Source organism: Nocardioides sp. CPCC 206348, from assembly GCF_048654705.1.
Taxonomy (GTDB): domain Bacteria; phylum Actinomycetota; class Actinomycetes; order Propionibacteriales; family Nocardioidaceae; genus Nocardioides.
In genome coordinates, this window is sequence record NZ_JBMCZA010000236.1 from 1 (window position 1) to 21,891 (window position 21,891).

21 protein-coding genes and 1 pseudogene are annotated in these 21,891 nt (G+C 65.5%); all 22 read left to right on the forward strand.

Annotation, left to right across the window (positions count from 1 at the left end; all coding sequences use genetic code 11):
• Positions 1-158 precede the first annotated feature (158 nt).
• A complete protein-coding gene (locus ACOADB_RS27015; protein ID WP_378606349.1) occupies positions 159-1,139 on the forward strand; it encodes an NAD(P)H-dependent flavin oxidoreductase in 981 nt (326 codons plus the stop codon).
• A gap of 180 nt (positions 1,140-1,319) precedes the next feature.
• A complete protein-coding gene (locus ACOADB_RS27020; RefSeq protein ID WP_378606351.1) occupies positions 1,320-2,018 on the forward strand; it encodes an SDR family oxidoreductase in 699 nt (232 codons plus the stop codon).
• Between the two features lie 248 nt (positions 2,019-2,266).
• Entirely contained in the window at positions 2,267-2,773 is a 507-nt protein-coding gene (locus ACOADB_RS27025) for a tautomerase family protein (protein WP_378606354.1), read from the forward strand.
• 276 nt (positions 2,774-3,049) lie between these two features.
• The gene (locus ACOADB_RS27030; protein WP_378606356.1) at positions 3,050-3,871 is read left to right on the forward strand and encodes an MBL fold metallo-hydrolase; all 822 of its coding nucleotides are present in this window, start codon (positions 3,050-3,052) and stop codon (positions 3,869-3,871) included.
• Between the two features lie 14 nt (positions 3,872-3,885).
• Entirely contained in the window at positions 3,886-4,527 is a 642-nt protein-coding gene (locus ACOADB_RS27035; protein WP_378606359.1) for a TetR/AcrR family transcriptional regulator, read from the forward strand.
• A gap of 205 nt (positions 4,528-4,732) precedes the next feature.
• Positions 4,733-5,530: an SDR family oxidoreductase gene (locus ACOADB_RS27040; protein WP_378606363.1), complete on the forward strand. Its 798-nt coding sequence runs from the start codon at positions 4,733-4,735 to the stop codon at positions 5,528-5,530.
• A 79-nt stretch (positions 5,531-5,609) separates the two neighbouring features.
• Positions 5,610-6,260 carry a TetR/AcrR family transcriptional regulator gene (locus ACOADB_RS27045; protein ID WP_378606366.1) on the forward strand — a complete coding sequence of 217 codons (651 nt, stop codon included), beginning with the start codon at positions 5,610-5,612 and terminating at the stop codon, positions 6,258-6,260.
• 270 nt (positions 6,261-6,530) lie between these two features.
• Complete coding sequence (locus tag ACOADB_RS27050) at positions 6,531-7,388, forward strand: enoyl-CoA hydratase/isomerase family protein (protein ID WP_378606372.1); 858 nt, start codon at positions 6,531-6,533, stop codon at positions 7,386-7,388.
• 102 nt (positions 7,389-7,490) lie between these two features.
• Positions 7,491-8,723, forward strand: coding sequence for an acyl-CoA dehydrogenase family protein (locus tag ACOADB_RS27055; RefSeq protein ID WP_378606375.1), 1,233 nt, complete (start codon positions 7,491-7,493; stop codon positions 8,721-8,723).
• An 82-nt stretch (positions 8,724-8,805) separates the two neighbouring features.
• Positions 8,806-9,861: a phosphotransferase family protein gene (locus tag ACOADB_RS27060; protein WP_378606378.1), complete on the forward strand. Its 1,056-nt coding sequence runs from the start codon at positions 8,806-8,808 to the stop codon at positions 9,859-9,861.
• Positions 9,862-9,926: 65 nt separating this feature from the next.
• Positions 9,927-11,324, forward strand: coding sequence for an MFS transporter (locus ACOADB_RS27065; RefSeq protein ID WP_378606472.1), 1,398 nt, complete (start codon positions 9,927-9,929; stop codon positions 11,322-11,324).
• Between the two features lie 323 nt (positions 11,325-11,647).
• A complete protein-coding gene (locus tag ACOADB_RS27070) occupies positions 11,648-12,466 on the forward strand; it encodes an MBL fold metallo-hydrolase (RefSeq protein WP_378606381.1) in 819 nt (272 codons plus the stop codon).
• Positions 12,467-12,523: 57 nt separating this feature from the next.
• Positions 12,524-13,765: a sugar ABC transporter substrate-binding protein gene (locus ACOADB_RS27075; protein WP_378606384.1), complete on the forward strand. Its 1,242-nt coding sequence runs from the start codon at positions 12,524-12,526 to the stop codon at positions 13,763-13,765.
• The gene (locus ACOADB_RS27080; protein ID WP_378606387.1) at positions 13,762-15,309 is read left to right on the forward strand and encodes a sugar ABC transporter ATP-binding protein; all 1,548 of its coding nucleotides are present in this window, start codon (positions 13,762-13,764) and stop codon (positions 15,307-15,309) included. Before ACOADB_RS27075 ends, ACOADB_RS27080 begins: the two co-directional genes overlap by 4 nt.
• Positions 15,306-16,331, forward strand: coding sequence for an ABC transporter permease (locus ACOADB_RS27085; protein WP_378606390.1), 1,026 nt, complete (start codon positions 15,306-15,308; stop codon positions 16,329-16,331). Before ACOADB_RS27080 ends, ACOADB_RS27085 begins: the two co-directional genes overlap by 4 nt.
• Positions 16,332-16,412: 81 nt before the next feature.
• On the forward strand, positions 16,413-17,105 hold the full coding sequence (locus tag ACOADB_RS27090) for a VOC family protein (RefSeq protein ID WP_378606393.1): 693 nt from the start codon (positions 16,413-16,415) through the stop codon (positions 17,103-17,105).
• A gap of 93 nt (positions 17,106-17,198) precedes the next feature.
• Positions 17,199-18,104 (forward strand): crotonase/enoyl-CoA hydratase family protein, encoded by a 906-nt coding sequence (locus ACOADB_RS27095; RefSeq protein WP_378606396.1) that lies wholly within the window; start codon positions 17,199-17,201, stop codon positions 18,102-18,104.
• A gap of 249 nt (positions 18,105-18,353) precedes the next feature.
• Positions 18,354-18,845, forward strand: coding sequence for a tautomerase family protein (locus ACOADB_RS27100; protein ID WP_378606399.1), 492 nt, complete (start codon positions 18,354-18,356; stop codon positions 18,843-18,845).
• A 90-nt stretch (positions 18,846-18,935) separates the two neighbouring features.
• Entirely contained in the window at positions 18,936-19,853 is a 918-nt protein-coding gene (locus ACOADB_RS27105) for an alpha/beta hydrolase (RefSeq protein ID WP_378606402.1), read from the forward strand.
• Entirely contained in the window at positions 19,850-20,278 is a 429-nt protein-coding gene (locus ACOADB_RS27110) for a nuclear transport factor 2 family protein (protein ID WP_378606405.1), read from the forward strand. Before ACOADB_RS27105 ends, ACOADB_RS27110 begins: the two co-directional genes overlap by 4 nt.
• 2 nt (positions 20,279-20,280) lie before the next feature.
• Entirely contained in the window at positions 20,281-21,285 is a 1,005-nt protein-coding gene (locus ACOADB_RS27115) for an NADP-dependent oxidoreductase (RefSeq protein ID WP_378606408.1), read from the forward strand.
• A gap of 79 nt (positions 21,286-21,364) precedes the next feature.
• A pseudogene (locus tag ACOADB_RS27120) lies at positions 21,365-21,891 on the forward strand (acetyl-CoA C-acyltransferase); the annotation flags it as partial.

Here is a 21,891-nt window from a genome sequence, read left to right on the forward strand (position 1 = left end):
CAGGCGCAGTCTTGCGCGGCATGCTCCAGGCGCAGTCTCTTCGTCGTCGGCCGGACCGGTTGTGTCCAAACGAGTGCTCAAGAGATGAACTTGATCTCATGTTCGGCTAGGATGGTCTACCTGCGCACGTCTCAGCACGACCAGAGAAGAGGAAGAAGATGTTCCACACCCGGTTCACCGAGCTGTTCGGCATTGAGCACCCCATCGTCTGCGGTGGAATGACGGGGCTTGGCACTGCGCCGCTCATCTCCGCGGTCGCCAACGCCGGGGCGTTGGGATTTCTAACTGCGCTCACGCAACCCACGCCCGAGGCCTTGGCAGAGGAGATCCGCAGAACGCGCGAGCTGACGGACAAGCCGTTCGGGGTCAACCTCACCATCCTGCCGACTATCAAGTCGGTTCCCTACGACGAGTACAGAGCCGCGATCATCGAAGCGGGCATCACTGTCGTCGAAACTGCTGGATCGAGCCCCGAGCCCCATCTTCCGGACTTTCACGGGGCTGGGGTCAAGGTCATCCACAAGGCGACATCGGTGCGCCACGCACTCTCGGCTGAGCGAAAGGGCGTTGACGCCATCAGCATCGATGGCTTCGAGTGTGCCGGTCATCCGGGCGAGGACGACGTGCCGGGATTGGTTCTCATCCCGGCAGCGGTCCGCGCTCTGTCAATCCCCGTCATTGCCAGCGGTGGCATCGCCACAGGTGAGGGACTCGCTGCAGCCTTGGCTCTCGGGGCCGATGCCGTCAACATGGGGACCCGTTTCATGGCGACGACCGAAGCCCCGATCCATGCGAACGTGAAGGCGCAGATCGTCGCGAACACGGAGCGAGACACGGTCATGGTGTTCCGTGAATTCAAGAACAGTGCCCGGGTGGCGAAGAACGCCATATCTGAGGAGATTGCGGAGATCGGCAGTCGTCCAGGAGCCACCTTCGACGATGTTGCAGCACTCGCCTCGGGCGTGCGTGGCAGGGCGCAGGTGTTGAACCAGGGCGAGATGGAAGACGGCATGTGGTGGGCGGGCCAGGCCCAAGGGCTCATCCACGAAGTCGACTCCGTCGACAACGTCGTCAGGAAGATCATCAGTGATGCTGAACGGGCCATCGCCACCGTGTCGAGCCTGGTCGGCGGCCACTAGGGCGCGCCACGGCACGGGGATCGATCTCAATGAGTCGCCTGCGAAAGAGAGCGCGACCGTCGAGCGGGCTGTGTCCGTCAAGAGGCACAACGATCGGTTTCCGCTCGGCCAACGGTTCCACGACCCCAGGTCCGGCCTGCAGCACGACCTCTAGCCATTAGCCAGGCGCAAGGAGCAGCAATGATCATCGAGGAAAGCGCTGTTCTGGTAACGGGGGCCAACGGTGGGGTGGGGCGCCAGTTCGTCTCCCAGTTCATCGAACGGGGTGCCCGCAAGGTCTATGCCGGCACGCGGCGCGAGATGACCTGGGATGACGACCGGGTCGTCCCGTTGCTTCTGGACGTGACGGACTCGAACTCGATGCTCACCGCGGTGAGCGCCGCAGGCGACATCAGTGTGCTCGTCAACAATGCCGGCGTCCTGGGCCCGGGCTCGCTGCTGACATCCTCGATCGAGGAGATCCGGGCTACCTTCGAGACCAACCTGTTCGGGCCCCTCGCGCTGGTCCGCGCGTTCGCGGCCACACTGGCGCGAGCCCAAGCAAGCGCCGTCGTGGACGTGCACTCGACCATGAGCTGGCTGGCCGACCCGGGCCCGTACAGCGCGTCCAAGGCCGCGCTTTGGGGGCTGACCAACAGCCTCCGCCTCGAGCTCGCTGGTCAGGGCACCCAGATGCTCGGCGCCCACTTCGGCCCCACTGACACGCCGATGATCGCCTCTTTCGACGTCGCCAAGGCGGATCCGGCCGACGTCGTCGCGAACATCCTGGACGCACTCGAGGCTGGGGCAGAGGATGTGTATGCCGACGACACCGCGCGTCGGGTCCGCGAGAGGCTGGCCGTGCTGGCGACCGGCGTGCTCCCGACCCCAACGGACTGACTTGCCGCCGCCGGCGGAGACTCTGGCAGTTTGGTGTCACATAATTACCGGTGTTCGGCAAGTTCGACCTTGGTCACTGGCGCCGCTTGCTCGTACGTTGGGTGTGACCGGGAGCACATCCTGATGGTGTGGCTGGCAGGTCGAAGCCTGGAGGTCCGGCGCGATTCGCGAGGCGAGTTCTCGTAGCTGAGCACTTCGGGCCGGCGGCCTATTCGCACTCACGCAAGAAGCAAAAAGAGGAGTACACCATGCCGCTGTGGCACCTTTTCGTCCCTGAGGATGCGTTCACGGACGAGGACATGAACGATCTCGCCGAACGGATCACCAACATCTATTCGTCTCCGGAGGCGATGGAGAACTTCGGCTTCTCCTTCCCGCGCTTCTACACCTCGGTGATCTTCCACGAGGTCAAACCGACGAGGTTCTACATCGGTGGCGAGCCCCGTGACAAGTTCATCCAGATCCAGGTCGCCCATATCGCCGGCGGGACAGACGGGGACACTCGACCCGTGAACGACCAGGTCGCCGAGACCATGGGGGTGACGGTGGACGAGCTCTTCAAGCGGTACTTCGGCCTGGTTCTTCCGGCGCTGAAGCCGTACGTCGACGACCGCGGGTACGAGTGGGAATTCTCCATCCAGAACGATCCTGCTGTCTCGTGGAGGATCGACGGCATGATCCCGCCGGCCCCGGGCACCGATGACATGCGGCGCTGGGACAAGGACAACAAGGCCTCGCGGCGCACCGGTGCCTGAAGGCAGCACGGTCGCTAGTGCCTGACGTCATCCAGGATGACGCCGCCTGAGATCCAGTCGGAACAGTCGTCGCTCTGTGTGTGGGCGAGCACTGTCCCGTGTCACCACATTTCGCTCCTGCGTCCCGTGAGGCGGCGCTACCTCAACAGAACTCGGAGGTCCCTCGTGGATGCTCACTCGCCTGGCGCAGTCTCCGGCTCGCCTGCCGTACCGCCGATCCGCGCAACGGTGTTCGTCGGCCGCTGGCCCACGATCCCGCACGATGATTGGCCCGGCATGCCGGCCGGGACGTTCTCGCCGACCACCTCCACCCTCGTGAGCGGCCCGACCGAGGTCGTTCTGATCGACGCCCAGTACCTCAAGGACGACGTCCGGGACCTCGGCGACCTCATCGAGCGCACGGGCAAGAAGCTGACGACCATCTACCTCACCCACGGGCACCCCGATCACTACCTCGGCGTGAACCCACTTCTCGAGCGGTTCCCGGACGCGAAGTGCGTGGCACTGCCCGGCGTGATCGAGTTCATGCACCACATCCACGAGGACAACATGCTCCAGTGGCGCGTGCTGTTCGGCGACACGAGCGTCATGGAGCTGCCTCGGGTGTCACCCCTCGAGGATCTCACTCTGCACGTCGATGGCTCGCCGCTCAACATCATCGAGGTGAAGCAGGCCGACATCCATCCCACGACGATCGTGCACATCCCCGAGATCGATGTCGTTGTGGCCGGCGACTCCATCTACAACGAGATCCACCAGATGTTCGGCCTGTCCGCGCCCGAGGAGTGGCAAGCCTGGCTCGAGACCGTTGACCTCGTCGAGGGACTCTGTCCGCGGATGGTCGTGGCGGGCCACCGCAGGCCCGATGGCGATGACTACGCGGTCGACGCCATGATTGCGCAGACCCGCTCCTACATCCAGGACTTCGCGGCCGCCCACGAGGTCGCGAAAGACGCCGATGACCTGATCGCGACGATGACAGCGAAGTATCCCCATCACGGGAACTACTGGACTCTGTGGTTCTCCGCAGCGAACGCCATCGAGCTTCGCGACACAGGACGAGCCAACCCCGGTGTTTCCAATCAGGTTCGCTACTGAGCGAAGCTGAGTTCATGGCACCCTCGGGGGCGGATCCACGAAGCGACGCCAGCCCTGTCAAGGAGCTACCTCGGACGGCGCGCGGAGCGCGCACGCGCGCCGCTTTGGTCACGGCTGCCCGGACGGTCTTCGAACGCGACGGTTACCTCGATGCCCGGCTGGCCGACGTCACCGCCGAGGCCAAGGTGGCGGCTGGGTCCTTCTACACCTACTTCACCAGCAAGGAGGAGGTCTTCGCGGCGGTCCTCCAGTCCGTCCAGGACGAGATGGTCCATCCGCAGGTCCGGCGGATGATCGACAGCGACGCTCCTCTGGCAGTGATCGAGGCGAGCAACAGGGCCTATCTGGTCGCGTACCGGCGCAATGCAAAGCTGATGCGGCTGCTGGACCAGGTCAGCGCTGTGGACGAGAACGTGCGGGCGCTTCGACGCGCTCGAGGCCGGGCTTTCGCGGAGCGAAATGCCCAAAGCATCAAGGATCTCCAGGCGCGCGGGATTGCCGATCCTGAGGTCGATCCACTCCTCGCAGCAACTGCACTTTCGGCGATGGTGAGCCGGATGGCCTACGGCACCTTCGTGCTGGGGGATCCGTGGCGGATGGAGGATCTGGTCACCTCGTTGACCCGCCTCTGGGCCAATGCGCTGCGTATCACCTGAGGTCCGCGGTGCAGGACCGCTGGCCGTTGTGAGGCACTCTGCCCTAAACTTGAACCTGAACTCAAATGCAAGTTAGGAAACCATAGTTGCCTCCATGATCGGCGGCGTGAAGGAGTGACATGAATGCCGGAACAGCCGTTGTTGTAGGCGGGTCAAGCGGTGGCGGGCTTTGTTTTGTCCGAGTGCCCAGCGAGGGGAACCGGGCATGAAGGTCTCAGGCAAGGTCGCCATCGTGACCGGTGCGGGCGGAGGCATCGGGGCCGCGCTTGCTATTGAGCTCGCTGAGCAGGGTGCCCGGGTGGTCGTTGCAGATCTTGATCCCGAGCGCACTGCCCAGGTCGCTGCCGCAGTGGGCGGTGTCGCTGTGACGGGGGATGCGTCCCGCGTCGAGGTGCTGAAAGAAATGATCGCTGCCGCCGAGAGCAACTTCGGGCCGGTGGACCTGTTCTTCGCCAACGCAGGCGTGGGTGGTGGGTCCGGCATCGGTGAGAGCGACGAGGACTGGCAGCGCACCCTCGACATCAATCTCTTCTCCCACATTCGTGCGGCTCGTCTGCTGGTGCCAGGCTGGATCGAACGAGGATCCGGCTACTTCGTGTCGACTGCCTCGGCCGCCGGACTGCTCACCCAGATTGCCGCTGCGCCGTACTCGGTCACCAAGCATGCTGCCGTGGGTTTCAGCGAGTGGCTTTCAGTCACCTACGGAGACCAGGGGGTCCGGGTGAGTTGCATCTGCCCGATGGGGGTCAATACGGCCATCCACCACGACGCGCTCAATGCGGTCGACGAGGTGTCGCAGCTCGGGGCGAACGTGGTGGCCAAGGCCGGCACCGTGCTGGAGCCCGAGGACGTCGCCGCGATCACGCTGGCGGCGATGGAGGAGGAGACCTTCTTGATCCTCCCGCATCCAGAGGTGCTCGAGTACTACCGGCGCAAGGGATCGGACTACGACCGGTGGCTCGCCGGAATGCGCCGCCTGCAGCGTGAGGCAGCTGAGGCTTGATGCGATTGGGCCGCTGCAAGCCAGAAGCCTTGGCCTGTCGGGCGCCATCTGGGCGCGGGCGTGGAGGAGAATGGCGCCCGTGACCGAAGACACTGCTCGCAAGCCACCGGTGACGCGCCGAGGCGTCCGCACGCGCGAAGCCCTTATTGACGCTGCGCGGGTCGTCTTCGAGCGCGACGGGTATCTCGATGCTCGGCTGAGCGACATCACTGTCCAAGCCGGCTTCGCCATCGGAACTTTCTACACGTACTTCAACGACAAGGAGGAGATCTTCGCCGCTGTCATGGAGGCGACGAAGAACGAGATGCTCCACCCCGGGATGGCGCACGTCGAGGCGGTCGATGATCCGGCCGCGATCATCGAGGCGAGCAATCGTGCTTACCTCGAGAGCTACCGTCACAACGCTAAGCTCATGCAGCTGCTGGAGCAGGTCTCGAACATCGATCCCAACGTCCGGGAGCTGCGGCGGGACCGCGGCTGGGTCTTCGTCGAACGCAATGCCCGTGCCATCAAGGATCTTCAAGAGCGTGGTCTCGCCGATCCCGATGTCGATCCCGTGATGGCCTCGCGGGTGCTCTCCGGCATGATCAGCAGGTTCGCGTTCGCCACGTTCGTGCTCAACGACGGAGGCGACTTCGAGGAGCTCGTCTACACCGCCACCCGGCTGTGGTGCAATGCGTTGCGCATCGAGCACCACCTCACCTTGCCGCGAGCCGTCCGCAAGAAGTGACGACCCGCTAAGGCAGGTCCGTGGCGGGACTCCAACGACCCCGCAACCCGCGGCCGCGGTTGTGCCGGAGCGCTCTCGGGGAGCGACTCCACCTTTCCGCCCGCCGTTCTGGCATCACCACGCTGGCGCGTGGCGCGCTTCTGTGCCCTGCGCAGGAGGGGGCGGGCAGGTGAAGCTCCCGCGTCGAGTATTGGCGCGCCCAGGTTGTGATACCGTTCGAGTATGAGGATGAGTTCAAGTTCAGGTTGGGGGACGGCAAGCCTCCCTGACATGAGCCGACCAGTGGTTGATGAGGGTCGCCCTCCCGGCGACGAGGTCTTGACTGACGTCACCAGCGGCGTCGGCACCATCACGCTCAATCGCCCCGACAGCCGCAACGCACTCTCGGTCGAGATGATCCGGGGCTTGGCGACCGCCTTGAACGAGATGGACGCATCCTGCGAGGTCGGAGCGATCGTCATCACTGGCGCTGGCGGCGCCTTCTGTTCTGGAGGGGACATCAAGGCCTTTCACGAGCAAGGAGGCGAGGGAGCCGGCGCAGCCGAGATCGACCACGCTGCCGTCGAAGCGCAGCGTCGCGATCAGGAGGAGACAGTCGGTCGTATCCACCGGTGCCGGAAGCCGGTTCTCGCCTCCATCCCTGGTGCTGTGGCCGGAGCAGGCATCGGACTTGCGCTTGCCGCGGACCTACGCATCGGGTCGCCACGCACGTTGTTCGCTACCGGCTTCGAGGCTGTCGGGCTGGCCGGCGACTTTGGTGTCGCGTGGCTGCTCGACCGGCTGGTCGGCCCGGCCAAGGCGCGCGAACTCATCTTCCTCAACCCCCGGGTCCGGGGTGAGGAGTGCGTTGCCCTGGGCCTGGTCAACTGGATGGTCCCCGAGGACGAGCTGGAACAGCGCACCCGTGAGATCGCTGAGCGACTGGCCAGCGGCCCCTCGCACGCGATCGCGGGGATGAAGCAGAACCTCCTGTGGGCGCCGCACGAGGATCTCACCTCCTCGATGTCGGCCGAAGTGCCCCGGCACAAGGCGAGTGGCTTGACCGAGGATCACGTGGCGGCGGTCAAGGCCTTCGTCGCCAAGGAGAAGCCGACCTTTTCCACCGGATGGCACGGGGAGGCCCGGTGAAGGTCGGCAACCAGCTCGCCACCGCTCCGTCTGCACTGGCTGGCGCGGCCAGGTCGACGTACAACACCACGATTTTGCCCAACGATGAGACAAGGAACTGAGATGGACTTCGAGTTTTCGGATCGCTGCAACGAGTATCGGGAGAAGATGCTCACCTTCATGGACGAGCACGTCTACCCGGCCGAAGCGATCTACGACGCACAGATGGCGGAGTCGGGGAATCCCCACTTCCACCCCCCGATCCTCGAGGAGCTCAAGACCGAGGCGCGCAAGCGTGGCTTGTGGAACCTCTTCCACCCGCACGAGGACAAGGCGTGGGGGTCTCCGGGCCTGAGCAACCTCGACTACGCGCCCCTCGCCGAGATCATGGGACGCAGCCCCAAGCTCGCCCCCGAGGCGACCAACTGCAACGCGCCCGACACCGGCAACATGGAGGTCTTCCAGCTTTTCGGCACCGAGGAGCACAAGGAGAAGTGGCTCAAGCCGCTCCTGGCCGGCGAAATCAACTCGGCCTTCTGCATGACCGAGCCCGACGTGGCGAGCTCGGACGCCACCAACGTACAGCTCTCGATGGTGCGCGACGGGGACGAGTACGTCCTCAACGGCCGCAAGTGGTTCGCCTCGAACGCCCTTCACGCGAACTGCAAGGTCCTGATCGTCATGGGCAAGACCGACCCCGGGGCGGAGGCACACCGGCAGCAGTCGATGATGGTCGTCGCGATCGACACTCCGGGCGTCACGGTCGTCCGTGGCTTGCCCGTCTTCGGCTACACGGATCGTGAGGGACACGCCGAGATCCTCTTCGAGGACGTCCGTGTTCCCACCACCGCTCTGCTGGCCGGCGAGGGCGACGGCTTCATGATCGGTCAGGCGCGCCTCGGGCCCGGACGGATCCACCACTGCATGCGCTCCATCGGCATGGCCGAACGTGCTCTCGACCTGATGATCAAGCGGGCCCAGACCCGGGTGACTTTCGGTGAGCCCATCGCCAACCGCTCGAACATTCAGGACTGGATCGCCGAGGCGCGCATCGAGATCGAGGTGGTCCGCCTCCTCACCCTCAAGACGGCATGGCTCATGGACACCGTGGGCAACCAGAAGGCGCGCGTCGAGATCGCCGCGATCAAGGTCGCCGCTCCCCAGATGGCACTCAAGATCATCGACCGTGCGATCCAGGTCCACGGTGGCGGCGGCGTGACCGATGACTTCCCGCTGGCCGGCTTCTATGCGCACCAACGCACGCTCCGGCTCGCCGACGGACCCGATGAGGTCCACAAGCGGACCATCGCCCGAGTTGAGCTCAAGCGGATGCGAGACGCCGCCGCCGCAGTTTGAGCAGACCGTGCGCGGCGCCGAGCCGTGGACCACCACGGTGCGGCGCCGCCGCTGACGACAACAAAAAGAAGAGGAACTTCAAATGGGATCAGATGAGATGCTCACACGCACCGCAGAGGTGGGCGCAGTCGCGCTGGACCCGGCGGCATTGGGAGTCTTCCTCCAGACGCAGGGGGTCGCCGTCGTCGGAGAGATTTCGGCGAAACGGATCGGCCTCGGCCAGTCGAACCTCACCTACGAGCTTACCGACGAGGCAGGCAGCCGCTGGGTAGCCCGCCGGCCGCCACTGGGCAACCTGCTGGCATCGGCCCACGACGTCACACGTGAGCACAAGATCCTTTCCGCATTGGCTGGGACGCCGGTGCCGACACCCGGAGTGGTCGCTCTAGTCGAGGACCCCGCGATCTGCGACGCGCCCGTGCTGGTGGTGGAGTACGTCGACGGACTGGTGGTCGATCGAATGACGGCCGCTGAGGCGTTGACCCACGAGCAGCGGCACGAGATCGGACTCGAACTGGCTCGCGTCCTGGCGCGGTTGCATGCTGTCGACCTCGACGCGGTAGGCCTGGGTGACCTAGCGAGCCACTCACCGTACGCACAGCGGCAGCTGAAGCGGTGGAGCCGACAGTGGGACGCCAGCCGCACTCGGGATCTTCCAACACTGGACCGGCTCACCGCCTGGCTGCAGGGCAACGTTCCAGCCGACACGTCGCTCGCCGTGGTCCATGGCGACCTACACATCCGCAACGTCATCCTTGACCCGGTCACCGCTGGCGTACGTGCCACGCTCGACTGGGAGCTGTCGACCCTGGGTGATCCCTTTGCCGACCTGGGCTCCACGCTGGCGTACTGGCCGGAGCCGTCCGATCCGCCCAGCGGCCTGTTCGAGGCCTCCAAGTTGGCCGGATTCGCGACCAGGCAGGAGATCGCCGAGACCTACGCTGCCGAGTCCGGCCGCGCGCTGGGTGCGCTGACCTTCTGGGAAGTGCTGGGCATGTGGAAGATCGCGATCATCGCCGAAGGAGTACGCCGGCGCGCGTTGGATGAACCTGCCAACGAAGCCGAGGATGGAGCCCCGACGGTCGAGCTGATCGACGCGATGGTTGAGAGAGCCCTCCAGCGCGCTGGCATTGCGTGACCGCCACGACGACCGCTGTGAAGCCTGAGGGCCCGCGTCGCTCGGGTGCGGGGGCGGTCGTCTTGGTGCTGGCCCTCTGCGGCACGGCAGTGTCGCTGATGCAAACGGTGGTCGTCCCGCTGTTGCCGGACTTCCCCGGGCTACTGGACACCAGCCCTGACAACGCTTCCTGGCTGGTGACCGTCACGCTTCTCACGAGCGCCGTCACAACGCCCATCATGTCGCGGCTTGCCGACATGCATGGCAAGCGTCGGATGATCGTGGTCTCGCTGGTCGCTCTGCTCTGCGGCTCGCTGCTCGGTGCTACCAGTGACTCCTTCGCGCTCCTCATAGTCGCCCGACTTCTGCAGGGGTTCGCTCCGGCCCTCATACCGATCGGCATCTCGACGATGCGCGATGAATTGCCTCCGGGCAAGATCGGCGGTGCGGTCGCACTGATGAGTGCGACTCTTGCAATCGGCGGCGCTGTGGGGTTGCCGCTCTCGGGCCTGATCTATGAGCCCTTCGGATGGCACGCGGTGTTCTGGGCCAGCGTCGTGATGTCCGTGGGCATGCTTGCCCTGGTCCTCCTGGTGGTGCCCGAGTCAGGTGTGAGCACGCCTGGGCGCTTCGACTGGCTGGGAGCGGTCCTGATCTCCATTGCCTTGACGGCCCTGTTGCTTGGCATCTCCAAGAGCGGAACTTGGGGATGGACATCACCGTGGACCTTGCTTTCCTTCACGGTGGCAACGCTGTCCTTCGCCGTCTGGGCCCCGTGGGAACTGCGCACCGGCGAACCGCTCGTGGATCTGCGCACCTCGGCACGTCGCCCCGTGCTGCTCACCAACATCGCATCGCTCCTGGCCGGCTTCGTCATGTTCAACTACATGTTCGTTGCCACCCAGCAGTTGCAGATCCCGGTCGAGACGGGAGTCGGGTTCGGCCTTGGGGTGACCGAGGCGGGGCTGGTGATGTTGCCCGGCGGTGTGTTGATGGTCCTGATGGCCCCGGTGTCCGCGTTCATCACCCGACGGTTCGGAGCACGCATCACTCTGATCGGGGGCCTGTCCATCACGGGTCTTGGATACGTCGTCCGCGTGCTGCTCGACGGCTCCCTCGTCGAGCTCGTAGTCGGCATCTCGATCGTCTCGGTCGGGATCGCGATGAGCTTTGCGGCGATGCCTGTGCTCATCATGCAGTCGGTTCCCGTTGGTGGGACGGCGGCGGCGAATGGGCTCAACACGGTGGTCCGCTCGATCGGTACATCCACGTGTTCGGCGACGATCGCCGCGTTGCTGACGGCCGGAGCGGTCGGCAACGGCACGTACCCGTCTGAAGCGGCGTTTCATGCGATGAGCTGGCTTGCTGCAATCGCCGCATTCCTCGGCGCTGCTGTCGGATTCCTCATCCCGGCTCGGACCGTGACCGTCGTGGCGGCTCGGGCCGTCGGACCTGACAGAGGACCGCTGGTCCGAGTCTCTTGATTCCCGGCGATCGGACCGCGCCGCCGAGGACCTGGCCCAGGTGTCACCAGGGTGGCCACCGCGGGTTTGGTACGCCGCCGGCCGCACCGCCTGCTGGCCGGAGTCGTGTCAATTCTGTACCGGGGCTCGGCAAGTTCGACCTACGTGACGCACGTCGCATTTCCTTACGTTGGGTGTGACCCGCAGCACGTTGGTTCGTGATGCTGACACCGAACAGGAGCTACCTCGTGGACCTTGACAAGCGATCGCCAGTGGCCGCGCCGCCCATCCGCGCCACGTCCTTTGTTGGGCGGTGGCCAGACATTCCTGCGGACTGGCCAGACATGTTCAGCGGAAAGTTCTCGCCGACCAGCGCGACGATCGTCAGCGGTCCGACCGAGGCGATCCTGATCGACGCGCTCTACCTCAAGGATGACGTCCGAGAGCTCGGGGACCTGATCGAGCGCACCGGCAAGACGTTGACGACGATCTACATCACCCACGCGCACGCGGACCACTACTCGGGACTCGGACCTCTCCTGGAGAGGTTCCCCAGTGCGCGGTGCGTGGCGATGCCCCACGTGGTTGATGCCATGAAGGAAGAGATGGAGCTGCACAAGGAGCAGTGGCGGATGCTGTTCGGCGACGCCTGCGTGACACCAGGGCCGCTTCCGGAGCCGATCGACGAACGCACCCTGTTCGTGGACGGATCGCCGGTCAACATCATTGAGGTCAAGCAGGCCGACATCCATCCCACCTCGATCGTTCACGTACCCGAGATCGACGTCGTGATTGCCGGCGACTCGGTCTACAACGAGATCCATCCGATGCTGGGCCTCTCGACGCCCGAGGAATGGTCCGACTGGCTGGAGACGATCGACCTGGTGGAGAGCCTGAATCCCCGCATGATCGTGGCTGGGCACCGCAGGCCCGACGGCGATGACTACGCGGTCGAGACCATGATCGCCCAGACGCGCTCGTACATCCGCGACTTTGCCGCTGCCTATGAGGTCGCCAAGGACATGGAGGACTTGGTGAACACCATGGTCGCGAAGTACCCCCACCACGGCAACCTCTGGTCCCTCCAGTTCTCGGCCGCCAGCGTTCTTCAATATCGCGAGACCGGCAAGACGGCGGAAAAGGTCGGGTCAGCCGCTCAGTGAAGCGGCACGGCAAGAACCGCCCCACAGCACATCGAAACCTAGGAACACGAGGAACCAATGACCACCACAACGCACATCGTCACGTCCGCCGCCAAGCACCGAACGTCACCGTCGATCAAGGGAGGACCTTCGGCCCTGCTGCTGGCCGTCGGGCTGATGCTGCCCTTCGTCGCGGCCTGTTCGAGTTCCGATGACGGCGGGGGAGGAGGCACCACCTCAACCGAGGTGATCGATGAGGCGAAGGCGGCCGTGGCCAAGAACCGCGAAGGGACCGATCGCGCACTGCCGGACAGCGCCCCCAAGCCCGAGGCTGGCCAGAACGTCTGGGTCATCTCATGCACCCAGGTGGCGGAGGGTTGTTCGAGGCCCGCAGCCGGGATCAAGGAAGCCGGTGAGACCGTCGGTTGGGAGGTGACGGTCTTCGACGGCAAGGCGAGCCCGGACACCTTTGCTGACGGGATCCGGTCCGCGATCGCCGACAAGGCCGATGCGGTCGTCCTCGATGGTCTCGACTGCGTCGCGGCCAAGGGCGCACTCGAGGAGGCCCGCGCCGCGGACGTGAAGATCTACGGCATCTTCTCCATGGACTGCGACGACCCGCTGGCCGGAGGCGGCGAGCCGCTGTACGACGCCCAACTCCTCTACCAGGACGGCATGACTTTCCGCGAGTACACCGAGGGTCCCTACATCCGTAGCGTCGCTGACTACGTCATTGCCAAGACCGACGGAAAGGCCAAGATCATCCAGTTCACTGAGGATGACGCTCTCATCACCCAGCACCTGGGCAAGGGTTTCGTGGACCGGATCAAGGACTGCGGTGGCTGCGAGATCGTCGCGGAGGTGCCCTTCACCCAGAGCGACTTCGTCACCGGAAAGCTCCAGACCAAGGCCGAGGCCGCCCTGACCCGAGCCCCTGACGCCAACGTCGTGTTCGGCCTTCATGACACCGCACTGATCCTTGGGGTCTCGCAAGCCGTGGTCGCCTCAGGTCGCAACGACGACCTGCTGGTTCCGGGCAACGAGGGCCTGAGCCCCAACATCGGCTTCGTGAAGGACAACAAGGGCCAGGACTCCATCGCCGGGTCCCCGGCGATCTGGGTGGGCTGGGCCGCGGTTGACGGCATCAACCGGATGTTGCAGGGAGAGCCGCAGGTCGACTCGGGCATCGGCCTGCAGACGCTGGACGCCGACGGGCCGCTGCCGAAGGTGACGACGTACTACGACGGCAACATCGACGCGGACGGCAACCCGAAGCGCGACTACGTGGCGCACTACAAGAAGATCTGGGGCGTTTCGTGACCGACCTCCCGGGTGGTGCGCAGGACACCGTCCTGCGCACCACCGGTCTGAGCAAGACCTTCGCGGGGACGACGGTCCTGCGTGACGCGCGCTTGGAGGTCCGTCGCGGTGAGGTTCATGCCCTCCTCGGCGGCAACGGGTCGGGGAAGTCCACGTTGATCAAGCTCCTTGCCGGCGTCTACCACGCTGATCACGGTGGCCGGATCGAGGTGCAGGGTGTCGCTGCCTCTGCGGACGAGTGGTCACCCTCGACGGCCCGGTCTGCTGGGCTCCACTTCGTCCACCAGGATCCCGCGGTGTTCGGAGCACTGACTGTCGCGGAGAACCTGGCGATCGGCCGCGGCTTCGTGCGCGCGGTCGGGGGGCGGATCGACTGGAAGGCGACCAGGAGGCGCACGGCTGAGGTCTTGGAACGCTACTCATTGCACGTCTCGCCAGACGCCCCGGTGGCCGCGCTGCGACCGGCCGACCGCACCATGCTGGCCATCGCCAGAGCGCTCCAGGATCAGGAAGGCGCCCACGACGGGGTGCTGGTCCTCGACGAACCCACTGCATCCCTCCCCGTCGGGGAGGTCGACATCCTGCTCGCCGCACTGCGCAAGTACGCGGCGGCGGGCCAGACGATCGTGTACGTCAGTCACCGACTTTCCGAGGTCCTGGAACTCGCTGACCGGGTGACCGTCCTGCGCGACGGTGAGCAGGTGGCGACTCGCGAGGTGGACGACCTGACCGAGGAACAGTTGGTTGAGCTCATCGTCGGCCGCGGGATCGAGCGGGTTTATCCCGAGCGATCTGGGACGGTGGGCGAGGAGGTCGTGCTGTCGGTGCGTGATCTGGTCGCCGGTCCGCTCCGGGGAGTCGATTTCGACCTGCACCGCGGAGAGATCCTCGGCATCGCCGGGCTGCTGGGGTCGGGCCGTAGTTCGTTGCTGCGGTCGCTCTTCGGCGACCTGCCCGTCACGTCGGGCGAGGTCGTACTGAATGGCAGGTCCTACCAGGCATCCCGTCCGGCGGCGGCCATGAAGGCCGGGGTCGCGATGGTGCCGGAGGACCGTGCCGCGGAGGGCCTGTTCGCCTCGAGTTCGATACGCGAGAACCTGTCGGCGGCAGTTGTCCCACGCTACTGGTCGCGCGGTCGGCTCCAGCACCGCAGGGAGCATTCCGATGCCGAGCGCCTGGTCGGCATCTACAACGTGCGACCGGCCACCGACAAGGCCGTCGCTGGCACCTTGTCGGGTGGTAACCAGCAAAAGACAGTGATGGCGCGCTGGTTGCGGCGAGCCCCAGCCGTGCTGCTGCTCGACGAGCCCACGCAGGGTGTCGACGTCCAGGCTCGTGCCGAGATCTACGAGCACGTCCGGCGGGCGGTCGCAGCCGGCAGCGCCGTTCTCCTCGTGACCTCCGACTTCGAAGAACTCGCTCAAGTGGCCGATCGAGCCTTGGTGCTACGCGAGGGCCGTGTCGCTGCTGAGGTCAGCGGCGTCGATCTGGAACCCCATCATCTGACCGAATTGTCGTACCTGCTCAAGGAGACCAACCGATGACCACCACGGCCAATGGCACGATCAAGAGCGCCACCAGTACGGGGGTGACCTCACGTCGGCGCCCGGAGTTGCTGGCGTTCCTCGAGAGCTACGCGTTGGCGGTGCTGCTGGCGCTGCTGTGCCTGTTCTTCTCGATGTACGGCTCGACTGCCGAGACTTTCCCGTCGCTGGCGAACATCCGCAACATCTTGGGGAACGAGTCGGTCGTCGCGATCGCGGCCCTCGCGTCGATCGTGCCACTCACGTGCGGACAGTTCGACGTGTCGGTCGGTGCGGTGCTCGGCCTGGCATCCATCGTCACCGGCAGCGCCGTGGCAACGCACGACCTGCCGGTGGTCGTGGCGATCTTCCTCGGCATCATCGCCGGCGCTGTCGTCGGTATCCTCAACGGTTGGCTGGTGGCCTACCGCGGCGTGAACGCGATCATCGCAACCTTGGGGACGTCGACCCTGGTGGCTGGACTGGTGAGCCTCTACACGGAGAACCAGGTCCTCAGCGTTGGTATCCCCGAGAGCCTCACCAACCTGGGCTCGGGGGTGCTGCTGGGGGTGCCCCGCCCGGTCTTCGCGCTCGCCCTCGTCGCCATCGTGCTCTACTACCTCCTCCGCCACACGCCGTACGGACGGTACCTCGCCTCGGTTGGAGCGAGCCCCACATCGGCGCGCCTGGTCGGCCTGGACGTCCCGCGGATGGTGCTCTCCAGCTTCGTGCTCTCCGGTGCGCTGGCCGGCGTCGCGGGCGTGGTCCTGCTGGCCCGCGCCGGGACGGCCAACCCGACAGTCGGTCCCGGTTACACCCTCGCTGCCTTGTCTGCTGCGTTCCTGGGGGCAACAGCAATCCGGCCGGGAACCTTCAATGTCCTCGGCACGCTGATCGGCGTACTCTTCGTGGCCGTCAGCGTCAACGGCTTGGTCCTGGCGGGCGCAGCTGACTGGGTTGAACCCACCTTCAACGGCGCAGCGCTGCTCGTCGCCGTGACTCTGTCGACCGCAATCTCGCGCCGCCGTGCCGGTCGGACGTGACCTCACTCTTGGCGATGCTGTACCTAAGTTAGGCGATTTTTGACGACTCGAGGGGACGGAACGGTTCCTAGAGTGGCAGGCATGACAGCAGCTCGCATGCTCCGTATTCGCCAGGTCACCATCGTGGCCCGTGACCTCGACACCGCCGTCGCGGATCTTCGAGTCAAGCTCCCGCTCGGGGAGCCGTTCTACGACCCGGACGTGGCCCAGTTCGGTCTGTGCAACGCCGTCCTGCCGCTCGGCGACACCTTTGTGGAGGTCATCTCGCCCATCGAGGAGGGTACGGCAGGCGGCCGCCACCTCGACCGGCTCGGCGGCGATGGCGGCTACATGGCCATGTTCCAGGTGGATGACATCGCCGCAGCTCGCGCCCGCATCAAGGATCTCGGCCTCCGGGTCATCTTCGACAACGACGAAGAGGGCGACATCGACATCCACATCCACCCCCAAGACGTGCCGGGTGCCATCATCACGCTCGACCACATGGTTGTGCCGGAGTCCTGGCGATGGGCCGGACCCGAGTGGATCCAGAAGACACCGCCCGCGCTCGGTCCGGGGCGTGTGACCGGTGCGACCTTGACTGCACTGGAGCCGACTCAGCTCGCGAACACCTGGGCAGCGGCCCTCGGCACGACAGCCGACGGCGACCGGCTCGCTCTGGACGGCGGCGAGCTCCTGTTCGTCGCGGGTGAGCGCGACGGCATCGCCGCGTTCCACGTCGAAGGGCTCGAGGCGGATGTAACCAGCGGCGGCGTCCAGTTCCTGCGCGCCTGAACCGTACGCGCACGAGTGGCGACGCCAAGTCGTCACGGTTCAGGGCGGCGCCCGCTCCGCACCTGCCACACCGCATCCCAGGAGGAATGAACCATGGATTTCCAGACGATCCGGCACGATGTCAGCGATGGCATCTTGACGATCACGCTGAACCGACCGGAGCAACTCAACGCGTTCACCGTCGCGATGGCCGAGGAGCTCGAGCATTCCTTTCGTGCCGTCAATGAGGACGATGCTGTCCGCGCCGTCATCGTGACCGGGGCGGAGCGCGCATTCTGCGCTGGTATGGACCTCAGTCGTGAGGGCAACGTTTTCGGGCTCGACGAGACGCGCACTCCCGGTCTGGGCGACATGGCCGACCTCGACGATGCTGCAATCGCCGCCGTCCGCGACACCGGTGGACGGGTCACATTGGCCATCCACGACTGCCGTAAACCGGTGATCGCTGCCATCAACGGTGCCGCCGTGGGCATCGGCGCCACGATGACGCTGGCGATGGACCGTCGCCTGATGTCGGCCTCGGCGCGTATCGGGTTGGTCTTCGGCCGAATCGGCATCGTTCCAGAGGCCTGTTCGACGTGGTACCTGCCCCGGCTGGTCGGCCCTTCTGCGGCTATCGACCTGGTCCTGAGCGCCGACATTCTCGACGCCGATGCAGCTCTGACGGTCGGACTGGTCGACGAGGTGCACCCCGACGATGACCTGCTGACCCAAGCACTCAGAGTCGCAGACTCGTGGACCCGAGACCGGTCTCCCGTTGCCGTAGCCATCACTCGCCAGATGGTGCGGCGCAACGGCAGCCTGGCGCACCCGAGCGATGCTCACCGGATCGACTCGCTCGGCATGTTCTGGACCAGCATCGGCGATGGAAAGGAAGGAGTGGCTGCCTTCCTGGAGAAGCGGAAGCCCGACTTCCAAGGGCGGGCATCTGTGATGCCCGACTTCTACGACGACTGGGTGGCGGGCCAGGGTTCGCGATCCGCGTTGGTGTCGGAGTGAGGTCGTACCGGTGACCGCATGCGTGTCAATTCCGTACCGATGTTCGGCAAGTTCGACCTACGCCGCTGGCGCCGTCCGGTCGTAGTTTGGATGTGACCGGCAACACGTCCTACTCGTGCGGCTGACAGGTCCATAACTGAGGGTCCGCACGAAACGCGAGGCATGCACAAGCAGCGAGCGTTTCGGGCACGTGCTGGCGGTAGCCCGTTCCGCACTCACCCGGCCATCCACAAGAAGAAGGAGCACCTCATGCCGTTGTGGCAGCTGCTAGTCCCGGAGAACGCCTACACGCCTGAAGAGAAGGCGGAGATTGCCGACAAGATCACCAACATCTACTCGTCCGACTGGTCGCGGGAGAATTTCGGCTTCGAGTTGCCGAAGTTCTATACCTCGGTCGTCTTCCACGAGGTCAAGGCGGACTCGTTCTTTGTCGGCGGCGAGTCGCGTGACAACTTCGTCCAGATCGAGGTCGTCCACATCGCCCGTACGAACGAGGGGGCCGCGGAGCTTGCGGGCATCACTGTCGAAGAGATCCTCCGGCGGTACTTCGAGAACGTCAACGAGTTGCTCAAGCCTTACACGGCCGACCGCGGGTACGAGGTGGAGTTCCACGTCGAAACCGCGCCGTTCGAAACCTGGCAGATCGACGCCATGGTCCCGCCGGAGCCCAACTCCGAAGACGAGCGGCGTTGGTACAAGGAAAACCGGAGCTCGCCCTACGGGCAGTACGCGACGGCCTGACGGGCCGCACCCTGATCCGGGGTGCGTGCCGCGGTGCGGCACGCACCCCGTTCCACCATCTAGATGACGTTGACTGACAAGGAGAAACCGATGCGCGAAGACATCGAGTTCGACGCTGAAGGCGCGACCCTGCGCGGCTGGTTCTACCCCGCGGAGGGTGTGTCCGGGCCGGCGCCCTGCATCATCCTGACGCACGGCTTCTCCTGCACCAAGGAGATGGGCCTGGAGCCCTACGCCGAGACGTTCAGCGCTGCGGGGTTTGCTTGCGTGGTCTACGACCACCGAGGGTTCGGCGCCTCGGACACTGCTCCAGGCAAGCCGCGGCAAGAGATCGATCCGTGGGACCAGATCCACGACAACCAGCACGCCATCACCTACGCGCAGGGCCGGCCCGATGTCGATGCCTCGCGGATCGGGGTGTGGGGTTCCAGCTACGCGGGTGGTAACGCGTTCGTGGTCGCGGCGATCGACCGGCGCGTGAAGGCCGTTTGTGGCCAGGTGCCGGCGGTCGCAGGGCGGCGCACCTTCGAGGCGGGCGTGCCGAAGGAGTACTGGCAGATGGCGTGGGACGGGCAGGCTGCCGATCGCCTGGCGCGAGCGCGTGGCGAGGCACCGACGATGATCCCCGTGGTCACCGCGGACCCGACGCAGCCGGCCGTCATGCCGACACCCGATGCCTACGCGTTCTTCTCGGCGTACGAGGGGACGGCGTGGCGCAACGAGGTCACGCTGCGCTCGACCGAGCTGGGCTACGAGGCCGGCGAGTTCCTCAAGTTCGTCGCTCCCACGCCGCTGCTCATGGTGATCGCCGAGGGCGACAACATCGTGACGCCCGGCGAGTGGGCCAAGGAGGCCTATGACACCGCTGCGGAGCCCAAGAACCTCGTCTACATCCCCGGCGGCCATTTCGACGCGTACACCGGTAGAGGTTTCGACGTCTCGTCCAGCGCGGCACGTGACTTCTTCCTCGAACACCTGGCCAGTGAAGTCAGCGAACTCATCCCATGAGCACCCTTGCAGGAGATCTGGCACGCGCCCTGGGCGATGTCGACGCGATGCAGGAGCTGTACGCCGACGACATCAGCTGGACCCTGCCTTCCACGCTGGGCCGCATCGGCGGCACGCACGAAGGCAAGGAAGCGGTCATCGCGTTCAACAAGATTGCGCTGGCTGCCTACGACAAGAAGGCCGGCACCGACGTCGCGATCCACGAGGAGTTCGAAGGGGACGGCGGCAGGAGTATCGCGCGCATCCGCGTGCGATCGACCGTGAGAGCGACTGGCGAAGGCTACGACAACGAGTACGTGCTCATTGTGCGGGGTGTCGACGGCAAGATCGTTGAGGTCAACGAGTACCTCGACACCCTCAAGACCATGCACTACGACGGTCTGCGACGTTTCCTCCCCGCGATCGACGGGGTCGAGGTCCGGTGACCGTGACTGATCGCAGGTGGCGTGTCGCCGCCATGCCGGACGAGCAGCTCGACAGCTCCCATTTCGAGCTGGTGACGGTGGATCGGCCCGAGGTGTCCGACGGGCAGGTCGGCTGCCGGGTGCTGTGGATCTCCATCGACGCGGCACAGCGGGCGTGGTTCCAGGGTGTCTCGTACCGCGCCGCCCTCCACGTCGGTGACACGATGCCCGCGTTCTGCATCGGGCAGGTGGTCGAGAGCCGTTCCGACGACTTCACACCCGGCGACATCGTCACCGGTCACCTGGGCTGGCAGGACTACGGCGTCGTCGACGCTGATGAGCTGACGCGACTCACGGTCTCAGCGCCACTGTCGCGCTACCTGAGCGTGCTGGGCATCACGGGCTTCACGGCCTACTTCGGTCTGCTCGGCGTTGGAGAGGCCAAACCCGGGGAGACCGTCGTCGTCTCCGGAGCCGCTGGAGCGACGGGCAGCCTCGTCGGCCAGATCGCCAAGCTCGGCGGGTGTCGTGTCGTCGGCATCTGCGGGAGCTCCGAGAAGCAGAAGTGGCTCACATCCGAGCTCGGGTTCGACGCAGCGGTCAACTACCGCGACGAAGACTTTCGCCAGACCTTGAAGGAGGCATGTCCCGACGGGATCGACGTGTTCTTCGACAACGTCGGCGGTACGACGCTCGACACGGCCCTCGGCAGGATGGCTCACCGGGGGCGCGTCGTGTGTTGCGGAGTTGTCTCGCAGTACGACACGAACACACCCGCCCGCGGCGCACGTGGTGTCCCCGGTGTCCTCATCGGAAGGAGCATCACGATGCGCGGCTTCCTGTACACCGACTACGCCGATCGGTTCGACGAGGCGCTGCATGCACTACAGGGCTGGATCGACGAGGGCTCCCTGACCGTCGCCGAAGACATCCTCGAGGGCCTGGAGAAGGCGCCCGAAGGACTCATCGGCGTGCTCAACGGCACCAATGTCGGCAAGCGCATGATCCACGTCGCCGACCCGGTCTGAGGGCCGATACCGAGAACCGCGAGACCCGCACTACAGCACGACAAGCACGTTGCTCATTCATCCAGGAAGGCCGTCACCCATGCCCGAAGCAGTCATCGTCTCCACCGCCCGATCCCCGATCGGGCGGGCCGTCAAGGGCTCGTTGAAGGACATGCGTCCTGACGACCTCACCGTCCAGATGGTCCGGGCCGCGCTGTCCAAGGTGCCTGAGCTCGACCCGGCCGATGTGGTCGACCTGATCCTGGGCGTGGGTCAGCCGGCGGGGGAGTCGGGCAACAACCTGGGCCGTGCGGTCGCCGTACTGAGCGGAATGGACCACCTGCCCGGCGTCACTGTGAACCGGTACTGCTCGAGCAGCCTGCAGACCACGCGGATGGCCTTCCACGCGATCAAGGCAGGCGAGGGCCACGCCTACATCTCGGCCGGTGTCGAGACAGTGAGCCGGTTCTTCAACGGCTGGTCGGACGACCCGGTCGGGCAGAACCCTGCGTTCGGCGATGCGCAGACGGTCACGGACAAGCGGGCCGGTGGCGGCGCCGAGACCTGGATCGACCCGCGGACCACGGGGGCGCTGCCCGACCTGTACATCGCGATGGGCCAGACAGC

Bases quoted from the DNA above. Each gene is read 5' to 3' on its own strand.
- ACOADB_RS27070 (WP_378606381.1), top strand. From the start codon at position 11,648: ATGTTCAGCGGAAAGTTCTCGCCGACCAGCGCGACGATCGTCAGCGGT.
- ACOADB_RS27100 (WP_378606399.1), top strand. From the start codon at position 18,354: ATGCCGTTGTGGCAGCTGCTAGTCCCGGAGAACGCCTACACGCCTGAA.
- ACOADB_RS27075 (WP_378606384.1), top strand. From the start codon at position 12,524: ATGACCACCACAACGCACATCGTCACGTCCGCCGCCAAGCACCGAACG.
- ACOADB_RS27035 (WP_378606359.1), top strand. From the start codon at position 3,886: ATGGCACCCTCGGGGGCGGATCCACGAAGCGACGCCAGCCCTGTCAAG.
- ACOADB_RS27090 (WP_378606393.1), top strand. From the start codon at position 16,413: ATGACAGCAGCTCGCATGCTCCGTATTCGCCAGGTCACCATCGTGGCC.
- ACOADB_RS27050 (WP_378606372.1), top strand. From the start codon at position 6,531: ATGAGCCGACCAGTGGTTGATGAGGGTCGCCCTCCCGGCGACGAGGTC.
- ACOADB_RS27040 (WP_378606363.1), top strand. From the start codon at position 4,733: ATGAAGGTCTCAGGCAAGGTCGCCATCGTGACCGGTGCGGGCGGAGGC.
- ACOADB_RS27015 (WP_378606349.1), top strand. From the start codon at position 159: ATGTTCCACACCCGGTTCACCGAGCTGTTCGGCATTGAGCACCCCATC.
- ACOADB_RS27020 (WP_378606351.1), top strand. From the start codon at position 1,320: ATGATCATCGAGGAAAGCGCTGTTCTGGTAACGGGGGCCAACGGTGGG.
- ACOADB_RS27025 (WP_378606354.1), top strand. From the start codon at position 2,267: ATGCCGCTGTGGCACCTTTTCGTCCCTGAGGATGCGTTCACGGACGAG.
- ACOADB_RS27030 (WP_378606356.1), top strand. From the start codon at position 3,050: ATGCCGGCCGGGACGTTCTCGCCGACCACCTCCACCCTCGTGAGCGGC.
- ACOADB_RS27095 (WP_378606396.1), top strand. From the start codon at position 17,199: ATGGATTTCCAGACGATCCGGCACGATGTCAGCGATGGCATCTTGACG.
- ACOADB_RS27085 (WP_378606390.1), top strand. From the start codon at position 15,306: ATGACCACCACGGCCAATGGCACGATCAAGAGCGCCACCAGTACGGGG.
- ACOADB_RS27055 (WP_378606375.1), top strand. From the start codon at position 7,491: ATGGACTTCGAGTTTTCGGATCGCTGCAACGAGTATCGGGAGAAGATG.
- ACOADB_RS27110 (WP_378606405.1), top strand. From the start codon at position 19,850: ATGAGCACCCTTGCAGGAGATCTGGCACGCGCCCTGGGCGATGTCGAC.
- ACOADB_RS27060 (WP_378606378.1), top strand. From the start codon at position 8,806: ATGGGATCAGATGAGATGCTCACACGCACCGCAGAGGTGGGCGCAGTC.
- ACOADB_RS27105 (WP_378606402.1), top strand. From the start codon at position 18,936: ATGCGCGAAGACATCGAGTTCGACGCTGAAGGCGCGACCCTGCGCGGC.